Raw genomic sequence first — 9,418 nt, 5'->3', positions numbered from 1 at the left:
ACAAGACCCCTTATGAGGCATACTGGAATCTGCCTATTGGCGGATATAGGAAATCAGAACAGCTTTTGGAGGCGGCATGATGGCCGGTGCATTCCACCTTAAATCAGCCCCTAACCTGTCCAATGGATGGGGTCCACCTCTATATTCTTTTAACTGCTTTTTAAATTTCTCTATACTCAAATCAATTTTTGACTTTTTCCGCCACTTATTGTGCAGATTGATAAAGATTGGATCCTTTTTTAATGGAAGATAATTACTAATGAAATCTGGGGTTAAATTGTCAATAAGTTGACGCCGAATTTTTCTGGTAGATCCAAGAATTTTATCGGCATCGATTCTAGTAGGGTTCGTATGATGAGTTTTGCACGGTTTGGGCCAATAAGAATAGAGTTCCTCTATTGTGAGTTTCAGTCTTCCCACCTAAGTCCTCAATAAACAAAAAGTATTTTACTCGAGATATGATATTAAAACATACCGTCAAGAAATTATCGAGAACTAAATCATGCTTTACATTATTTGATGTTAATATTTTAAGTTATAAGAGCTTTTCAAAAAAAAGACCCGGCTCTTTACCATTCTTCAATCTTCAGTAAAATAGTAGCCATATTTATGCTTTTTCACGAAGCGATACAATTTTAAAACCTGGATAGCGTGCACACTAATAACTCGTATTGTGTGGCATTGACCTGCTCATATTCAGCTGTCAACTCTTCCTTCCCGACTTTATTGTCCAGGCTCAGAAATTTCCACAATTATTCCGTCTTTTCCCAAAAAACTACCCTGCTCTCTATTGTCTCTATCGCATAATAAAAAAGCACACCGAGGGCTGAAGCAAGAAATATTCCGCAAAAAAGCATGGGTGTCTCAATTCTGAGCGCCGCAACCAATATTACATATCCAATGCCTTTATTTGCCCCGCTGAATTCTGCCACTATAGCGCCAACAACGCTTAAAGTACTCGCGACTTTAAGTGCCGAAAAGAGATATGGCATGGAATTAGGCAGACGAATTTTTATGAAAATCTGCAACCTCGATGCCGATAAACTCTTCATGAGCTTTAGGTGTTCCTCCGGAACTGTGTTAAGCCCCTTTGTCAAATTAACTACAATTGGGAAAAAACAGATCAATGCGGACATGACCGACTTACTAAGAACACCATTTCCAAGCCAGAGTATTAGAAGGGGCGCCATAGCAATAATAGGTACAGCCTTTAAACTTATCAGTAAAGGCATTGTAGACTCATAAAATAGCCTTGAGTTTGCAAAGAACAAGGCAAACCAAAAAGCAAAAAACAAAGCTATACCAAAACCTAAGAATGATTCCCATGCTGTGTAGAGCGTGTCAACAACAAGACTTGCCTTAAACTCCCACAACTCCATAAATACATCTGAAGGCGCAGGTAAAAGGTATTGCTTCACCTCAAATAAACGCACCGTGCCTTCCCATGCCAATACAATTAACACAATTATGGCGAGTGCAATTAGTCGACGCAACATCTTGGCGTTATTGGCTTTCAATGCCTATTCTCCCTTCGGCTCCTGGCCATAAAACTCTTCTAAAAATTTCATGGTATAGCAGCTTGCCGCCTTCATATCATTCTTTATCCCTCCAAATTCTTTCCATAAATCTATCATCTCCTGCCACTGTTGTTCTTTCATCCAACCTATTTTACCGTTGATATCGTCTGTCAATGAAAGTTCAGCCACAGAATTTATCATCTTCTCCTCATGAACACGATCGAGTTTAGGATTGACCTTAAGCATAATATCAACCGCCTCTTTTCGATTAGATAATGCTTCCTTCCAGCCTGTCAGAACTGCACGTGTTACAGCACCTACTATTTCAGGCTGATTTTGTATAAATTCTTCTGATGTGCAGATTCCATCACCACTAATGTGTACACCATATTTATCAGGGTATATCCTATTTATCTTGAAACCTTTTTCCTCAGCAGTGTTGGGTTGGTTGATTACATATCCCGACCATACTTCAACTTTGTCCTCAAAAAAGGGATTCATGTCGATCTGTGCCGGATACTCTTTCACTGACTTAGGATCAATACCCTGGCGTTTCAACAACGCCCTAAAAACATATTCTTGGTCATACCCCTTAAAAACTGCAACCGTTTTACCAACCCAATCCTTTGGTGAAGTTATGCCGCTCTCCGTCTTAGCAAAAAAGATATTGGGATTCGACTGAAAGATCGTACCCACACTGACTACTGGTAACCCCTTATCTCTTGCTTCAATGACTTGGGCAGAGGCGCAAATACCCATATCTTCCGCGCCTGAGCCAATCAACTGCATAATATTGATTCCAGGACCTCCAGGAACTATCGTTACATCGAGGCCCTCTTTGGCAAAAAGTCCCTTCTCCTGAGCCCAATATATACCAGCGAATTGTGATTGCGGAATCCACCGTAGCCTTAAGCTGACCTTTTTCTTGGGGGCTTCATTCTTCCCACTCTGTTTCGATAAATCACAGCCCGATATAAACAGAAACGTAAGCAGAACAAAAGTAATACCTAAAAAAGTTCCGATAACCTTAACACCTAGTTTTTTTTCTTTCTTAATCATTTGTTAAACCTCCGTTTTTCGTATTTTAAGGAAAAGTCTCCGTGACTATTCAACTTTAATCCATTGCCAAACACAACCTGCTCAACTTCTCTATGATATTTAAGAAAGTCCTGACTGTTACGCGTTGCTAAATTACGAGGTTTTTCCATCAAAATCTGTTCATTCCAAAGAATATCAGCTGGTCTATCAGAAAGAACAATGACTCTATCAGCCAAATAAATTGCCTCCTCTATTGAATGCGTAACTAGTACAGTAGTAATAGATGAATTTTGGTTTAATAGATTCAACAATAAAGTATTCATAGCTGTGCGAGTCATGCTGTCAAGAGCACCAAATGGCTCGTCAAGAAGCAACAGCTTAGGTTCATATGAAAAAGCACGAGCGATGGCAACCCTCGCTTGCATTCCACCTGAAAGCTGCGCTGGATATGCATCAAGAAAGTCAGTTAATCCAAGCATAAGTACATAATTTTCTGCCCTTTTAACTATATTTTCATCGTGGAATATTTCACCTGCTAATGCAACATTTTCACGAACTGTTCTCCATGGCAAGAGAACCGGGTTTTGAAAAACAAAACTGAAAGCCCTCTCTCTAAGGGCATCTTCAGGCGATTTTCCAATAACATTTATCCTTCCACTAGTCTCTTTGATTAAAGATCCTATTAAATTTAAAATAGTTGTTTTCCCACAGCCAGAAGGTCCCAGTATGGCAAGAAAGGTTCCAGGCTCAACTGAAAGGTTGAACTTCTTAAGCACCTCTATAGGTGACCCGTTTGGTCCCCTATAGGCCATGCTTACCTCGTTCATCTCAACTATATATGACATAAATTCTTTCTCCTATTAATGTGACAAGAAAACATTCGTATAGACATCCCTTACATCGAAGCTATTATTCCTTAATATTCCAATGGATGCAAGCGTTAATTGCATGCTTTCCCAAACTTGCTTGTCCATCCACCCAATCCTATGTTGATTAACCTCACGAGCTGCAATAAGATCAGCCTCGGCGTCCAACATCCTTCTTTCATGTTCGGCATTAAGTCTGGAGTCTCGCTTGAGAACTGCCTTCACTGTATACTCACGATCAGCAAGTGCAGACTTCCAGCCTTCTATTGTGGCTTTGACCATTTTGCGAACCACATCTGGCCGATTCATTATCATCTTTTCAGTTGTAAATAATGTGTCGGAATACATATCTATGCCATATTCTGATGGGCAAATAAGATTAACATTAAAGCCATGTTCTTCAGCAGCCAGTCTCTCGTTAATAACATATCCGTTCCAGACATCAACTTTTCCCTCAAAAAATTGCTGCATATCAAAACGCGAGGGAACTTCAATTACCTTGCTCATATCTACGCCGAGCTTGCGCATCATGGCCACATACTCATTGCGCACATTTGTTCCATATTGCATCGCAACACGCCGCCCGACAAAATCGTACGGACTCTTGATACCAGAATCCTTTTTAGAAAAAAAACATACCGGGCTTTTTTGAAAAATCACTGCAATAGCAACCAGGGGCATTCCCTTTTCACGCGCTATCAATATCTCATCTGCACCGGCAATACCAAAATCTTCAGAGCCAGCCGCCACAAGTTTAACTGCGCTAAAATCCTGGCCTCCTGGTCTTAATTCAACATTAAGACCTTCTGCCCTATAAAATCCCATATCCTCAGCAATATATAATCCAGCGAATTGCGCCTGGTGAAACCACTTCAGTCTGACACTAACTATATCAACATTTTTGTTGGTTGACCCATTATTACAACTTATAAAAACTATAGTAATAATAGTAACAAAACAAATAATCAATATTATGCTATAACCTGTTTGATTTCTAATTTTTTTCATCAAACCTAACTTTCTTAGTAACAATAAACAATATATATATTATATTAATAAATATGCACACAATTAGTTATACATAAAATATCCCCATCTTATTTCTTTAATTATCATAAAAGTGCGATTTTACAAGAAGATAGCAAGAAAATATACCTTGTTATATCATGCATTGATAAAGGGAAAGTCTTGTAGTATTTGACAGATTGAAGATCCGTTTACAATTTACAATTGCGCGACTTTTAACGGCTTATTAATCAACGGAATGATTATTTCAAATTATCATTATGAACAACTATTTAGGACAGATGGGTGTTAATAATTTCTTTTAATTGATTACTGGTGGTTGGCATATTAATTATACGCCACTTAATGCCAATTGCAGCATCATTCCATTTCAATATATCAACCTCTTCTAAAACAACCCCAAGATAGGATGAGCCCTGAGCATGTAGAATATTGCCAGGTGTGAGATTAAGGATTGCAACACCTAACCCATCTTGTTCAGTTCCGTTTCCCATATGCGCAACATTATTAGCAAGAGGAAATTCTTCCCCTCCAAAGTTTGTTTGAAGCCATGTAAGTATCTCATATACTTCAGATATATTGTAGTTATGAGGTCTGCTGTCAATAGTGGACACCAAATGAGTCATGCAGCGAGTCTCTTTTCGTAAAACCGTTTTTCATATACAGCAGGGGATAGATACCTTAGGCGTTTTTGTCTTCTCTGCCGATTGTAAAAAACTTCTATGTATTCGCTGATATCCTGAATTGCCTCTTGCCTGCTGGCGTATCTTCTATGGTTAATAAGCTCCTGTTTTAGCGTTCCCCAAAAACTCTCCATCGGCGCATTGTCATAACAATTCCCTTTTCTGCTCATTGATGCCTTTATGCCAAAACCTTCAAGCATATCCCTGTATTCATATGAACAATACTGACTCCCCCGATCTGAGTGATGGATCAGTCCCTTTGCAGGGCGTTTTGCTGCCACTGACTTCAGTAAAGACTGGCTGACCAGATTCTTTGTCATGCGCGTCCCCATTGCATACCCTACAATCTCTCCGGTGAAAAGATCCTTGTGCCCTGCAAGATACAGCCAACTTTCATCTGTTTGTATATAGGTAATGTCTGGGACTGACTCACTATCGACAATCAAAAAGGGGATTGGTATGAACCAACCCCCTTCTAAGCTATACGCCCCTTTACGCTGCTTCTTCCAGTGCCTTCTTAAACCCCTCCCCTGCCAGCACCGACTTTCTGATCTTCATCAACGAACTGATAATGAGGTCTATCCTCTCTGCGCTGATATCGGAATGAAGGCTGAGTTTCTTTAAGTGCTTTACCTGTAGTGTGCCTATAGCCCTCTCGATGTTGATGATAAGCCCTCTAAAGTCCTCTATACTCTTTTTCTCCTCAGATGATATAGAGGTTAGCTCAAACATTTTGGCTTGATTGTCCATATCAATAAGCCCCTCTACGAATGACCTGAGCCTGTTGTATGAATCGAGCCCGCCGGCACGGATCTTCCTTATGATAATTTCCTGCTTCTCATGGGATACACGGCTCATTTCAAAAGCCTGAGAAGGGGTTATCTCCCCTTTAATGACCATATCCTGATGCTCGTCTGTCAGCTTCAGGAGGCTCAGTCTCTCATCTACTCTCCAGACCTGTTTGAAGCCCATCTTTTTGGCAAGCTTCTCTTTGTCCCATCCCTGACGTTTCAAGAGAGCCTCAAATGCCTTTGCCTCCTCGATGATATTAAGATCTTGACGCTGTATGTTCTCAAGCAGCGCCAGCTCCTCAACAAGCGCATCATCCGCCTCAATGACCTTTGATGGAATAGTCTTAAGCCCTGCTAAAAGTGATGCCCTGTAACGCCTCTCACCTGCTATTATCATGAACCCCTCACCATGCAAGGGGTCAGTCCGTGGAGTTGTCACGATCGCCTGCAATACACCATACTCCTTGATATTCATTGCAAGCCCTTCCAGCTTTTCCTGATCAAACTCCTTCCTGGGCTGGTTCGGGTTAGGGAATACTTTGTTTATCGGGAGCTCTCTATCGTTTTCCACGTCTATTATCCCCCCTTTCTTTACAGAATCTCTCTGACAGCACATGCGTCTCAACCTCATTACCATCAAACAGATGCACCGGGATCTCTCCGGACTTTACCAGCCGCCGGGAGATATCATATAACCTGTGACAGTCGCACGGATGATTCTCCATGCACATAAGCAAAAGATTGAAGCCTCTTCCCTTATGCAGGTCTATAATCTCGTTGATACATTTCTGCGGTACCGGGTTCCCTGATTTCCCGCCGCAGATATCTCCTACCCACAAATATTTGTCTTTAAGCTCCTCGATCATACGGTTCTTATTGAACTCGTACTTCTCAGGGACTCTGGAATAAGGGACGGAGCGGACATCGACTAAGAGGCCGATGTCCTTCGCATCCATGATGCTGATTATATGTTTAAGATTTGATTTCTGATACCCGATCGTATATATCACTCTTGCCTCCTTTAAGGTCATTGTCAAACTCTCATCGGCATAATAACAGCTTTCTTGTTGATAAGGCAGGGAGAGAGTTCCTCGCTAAGCTCCATCGTGACTGTGCCGCTCTCGCCGTATGCCCTGACAGCGTCAATAATGTACTGAGCATTCATGCCGACTATCAGGGTTTTATCCTTGCCTTTGCCGCTGCTCTTTGCATCAACGCTCCACTTGTAATCAGCGGTGCCCGGGTTCATCCCCTGTATGTCTATCTTGCCGTTCACTGTCAGCTTTACACCTTTGCTGTCCCTGAGAACAGGCATGACCCCTGCCATAACTTCAAGAAACTCTTTTGCATTAAAGTCTACCTTGACCGGCTGAGATTTAGGTATGATCTTTTTGACATCAGGATATGTGCCGTCAATCAGCTTTGCGGTCATTGTCCCACCGGCCAGGGTGCAGGAGATATGCTTGATGTCAGCGCTCAGCCTGACAGGCATCGGGTTATGATAGTCAAGATACATCTCCTCAGCCTGTTTCTGTAAATAATCCTGAATGGTCTCATGCTTTGAGTGTGTGAGCGAATAATGGCCTACATACCCTTTATGTTCACCTGAGGCGTTAACCGGACCGGAATATGTAATATCAATGTCCTCTGCTTTTTTGTCAGCTTTGTACTCAACTTTGACCTCATTGCCGAAAACATTCAGTGTATATGTCTTTGTCTCCCACATCCCTTTCACTTCCTTTTCTTTGCTTCTCCAGTCGTCACGGTCATGTTCATATTTGTGAGGATATTTGATAATCGCCTTACAGGCTTTTTCAGGGATGATTATCTGGCTGTTAACATCACCCTTAAAGTTCAGGGTCTCGGTATGCAGCCTGTGTCCGTCAGTGCCGACGATCATTTTGTCAGCAAAGTTAAAACAGACACCATTAAGCGTATATCTCGTATCGCTGCCGCCGATTGCTACAATGACTTTTTTGAGACTGTCAGTGATATTGTCTATCTCAATATCCTTGCCCTTTATATCAGGCAGAACCGGAAAGTCATCCGCGCTCATTGTCCAGATCGTGCACCTGTCATTAATCTTTACAGTATCAGGGCTGAAGGCTAACTCGACCTTTACAATATCCTGAGGCAGAGCCTGAATCTCTCTGATCAGCAGATCAGCAGGGACACACCTTGCGACAACCGCACCTTTTAAAACCTTTACACGCTTTGACCATGAGACCTCAAGGTCTGTTGCTGCAATTATGCACTCTTTGATTGTGAACTCAAGCCTGACTGTTGAAAGCACAGGCAGTGTTCCTTTCTTCATGATGAAATCATTCGCAGTCTTTAACGTCTTTGTCAGTGTATCCCGGGATATTTCAATGACCTGAATTTTCTCCTTCTTTGATGCCTTCACAGCTTTTGTCTTTGGTGCTTTTTTGACTTTCTTTTTCTCAGTTGATACACTCATTTCATAAACTCCTTTCTTTGCGGTTTGGGGTTTAGGGCTGTCTTATGACAGCCCTTTTTACTTTTACAGCCGGATCATTCAATAATTCATCACCTCCTTTTTTCATCACCGGTTAATCCTCTTCCGGTAACATGATCGTTATAACCGGCTCGCCATCGTCGCCGGGCCCGCAAACAGCTTTAAGTGTTACAAGCCTGCGCTGTTTTTCCTTCATGACAAAGTAAAGCTTGTAAAGTATCTCACTCTCTCCGCCTTGCCTGATCTCCCACATGAGCATCCAGAGCGTATCCCACAGTCTGCCGTCTTCTCCCTGTCCCCATGCTCTCGCTTTTTCATCAGGGACAATATAGGTATCCCATACAGCCCTTGTAACAGCTACCGAATACCTGAAGCCGGCTTCCTTTGCCGTTGTTGATACATCCACCAGAAAACCATCCTCAATAGCCTGTTCTCTCGTATAGACAGAGATAACTTCAAATCCGTCATACGCTCCACCCTGAATTTTGTCGCCTTCTTTTAATCTCATATCAGTCCTCCTTCCATTAAACTTTTGTGCTCTGTCTCTGTGACAATTACATGGTCAATTAATTTGATGCCGAGGATTTCCCCTGCTTCCTTAAGGCGCTTTGTTATTGTCAGATCATCTCTTGATGGAGTCGTGTCTCCGGACGGATGATTGTGTCCGACGATCAGACTTGCTATGCCTTTCAGTACCGCCATTCTGAAGGTCTCACGAGGATGAACAAGAGAAGCGGTCAAGGTGCCAAGACTTACAAGCTCAACATATTTGATTTGATTTTTTATGTTGAGCCCGATAGCCCAAAAATGCTCTTTCTCTCTCTCGATCTCAGGCTCAGCTGATAGTATTGATTTCAATATCCTGGCTGCATCATTCGAGCTTTTGATAGACCCTTTTTCACTGACCTGAATCTCCATTAACTATCCCCCTTAATTATTGAGATAGAGCGAGGTAGTAACGGCATCGTGGGTGTCTGTGTTGCTCCCTTCTCGCCTTCTATTTTCCCTCGCTCTATCATCT

General features: G+C 42.0%; 11 protein-coding genes and 1 pseudogene. All 12 read right to left on the bottom strand.

Features of this window, described 5'->3' with window-relative positions; genetic code table 11:
* Positions 1-33 precede the first annotated feature (33 nt).
* The gene (locus Q7U10_02865; protein ID MDO8281558.1) at positions 34-420 is read right to left on the bottom strand and encodes a hypothetical protein; all 387 of its coding nucleotides are present in this window, start codon (positions 418-420) and stop codon (positions 34-36) included.
* A 332-nt stretch (positions 421-752) separates the two neighbouring features.
* Positions 753-1,517 carry an ABC transporter permease gene (locus Q7U10_02860; GenBank protein ID MDO8281557.1) on the bottom strand — a complete coding sequence of 255 codons (765 nt, stop codon included), beginning with the start codon at positions 1,515-1,517 and terminating at the stop codon, positions 753-755.
* Positions 1,518-1,520: 3 nt separating this feature from the next.
* Positions 1,521-2,576, bottom strand: a complete 1,056-nt coding sequence (locus Q7U10_02855; GenBank protein ID MDO8281556.1) for an ABC transporter substrate-binding protein — start codon at positions 2,574-2,576, stop codon at positions 1,521-1,523.
* A complete protein-coding gene (locus tag Q7U10_02850; GenBank protein ID MDO8281555.1) occupies positions 2,573-3,400 on the bottom strand; it encodes an ATP-binding cassette domain-containing protein in 828 nt (275 codons plus the stop codon). Before Q7U10_02850 ends, Q7U10_02855 begins: the two co-directional genes overlap by 4 nt.
* Positions 3,401-3,415: 15 nt before the next feature.
* Positions 3,416-4,429 carry an ABC transporter substrate-binding protein gene (locus Q7U10_02845; GenBank protein MDO8281554.1) on the bottom strand — a complete coding sequence of 338 codons (1,014 nt, stop codon included), beginning with the start codon at positions 4,427-4,429 and terminating at the stop codon, positions 3,416-3,418.
* Between the two features lie 290 nt (positions 4,430-4,719).
* Entirely contained in the window at positions 4,720-5,061 is a 342-nt protein-coding gene (locus Q7U10_02840) for a hypothetical protein (GenBank protein ID MDO8281553.1), read from the bottom strand.
* 8 nt (positions 5,062-5,069) lie between these two features.
* A pseudogene (locus Q7U10_02835) lies at positions 5,070-5,549 on the bottom strand (IS3 family transposase).
* 73 nt (positions 5,550-5,622) lie between these two features.
* Positions 5,623-6,492 (bottom strand): ParB/RepB/Spo0J family partition protein, encoded by an 870-nt coding sequence (locus Q7U10_02830; GenBank protein ID MDO8281552.1) that lies wholly within the window; start codon positions 6,490-6,492, stop codon positions 5,623-5,625.
* Complete coding sequence (locus Q7U10_02825) at positions 6,479-6,931, bottom strand: DUF488 family protein (GenBank protein MDO8281551.1); 453 nt, start codon at positions 6,929-6,931, stop codon at positions 6,479-6,481. Before Q7U10_02825 ends, Q7U10_02830 begins: the two co-directional genes overlap by 14 nt.
* Positions 6,932-6,954: 23 nt before the next feature.
* The gene (locus Q7U10_02820) at positions 6,955-8,379 is read right to left on the bottom strand and encodes a DNA polymerase III subunit beta (protein MDO8281550.1); all 1,425 of its coding nucleotides are present in this window, start codon (positions 8,377-8,379) and stop codon (positions 6,955-6,957) included.
* A gap of 112 nt (positions 8,380-8,491) precedes the next feature.
* Positions 8,492-8,905: a hypothetical protein gene (locus tag Q7U10_02815; protein MDO8281549.1), complete on the bottom strand. Its 414-nt coding sequence runs from the start codon at positions 8,903-8,905 to the stop codon at positions 8,492-8,494.
* Positions 8,902-9,315: a JAB domain-containing protein gene (locus Q7U10_02810; GenBank protein MDO8281548.1), complete on the bottom strand. Its 414-nt coding sequence runs from the start codon at positions 9,313-9,315 to the stop codon at positions 8,902-8,904. The genes Q7U10_02815 and Q7U10_02810 overlap by 4 nt, the downstream gene beginning before the upstream one ends.
* Between the last annotated feature and the right edge of the window lie 103 nt (positions 9,316-9,418).

It is taken from the genome of Thermodesulfovibrionia bacterium (assembly GCA_030646035.1).
In the GTDB taxonomy this organism is placed as follows: Bacteria; Nitrospirota; Thermodesulfovibrionia; order UBA6902; family UBA6902; genus JACQZG01.
The sequence above is the reverse complement of the archived record's forward strand: the minus strand, read 5'-3'. Positions and strand labels throughout refer to the sequence as shown.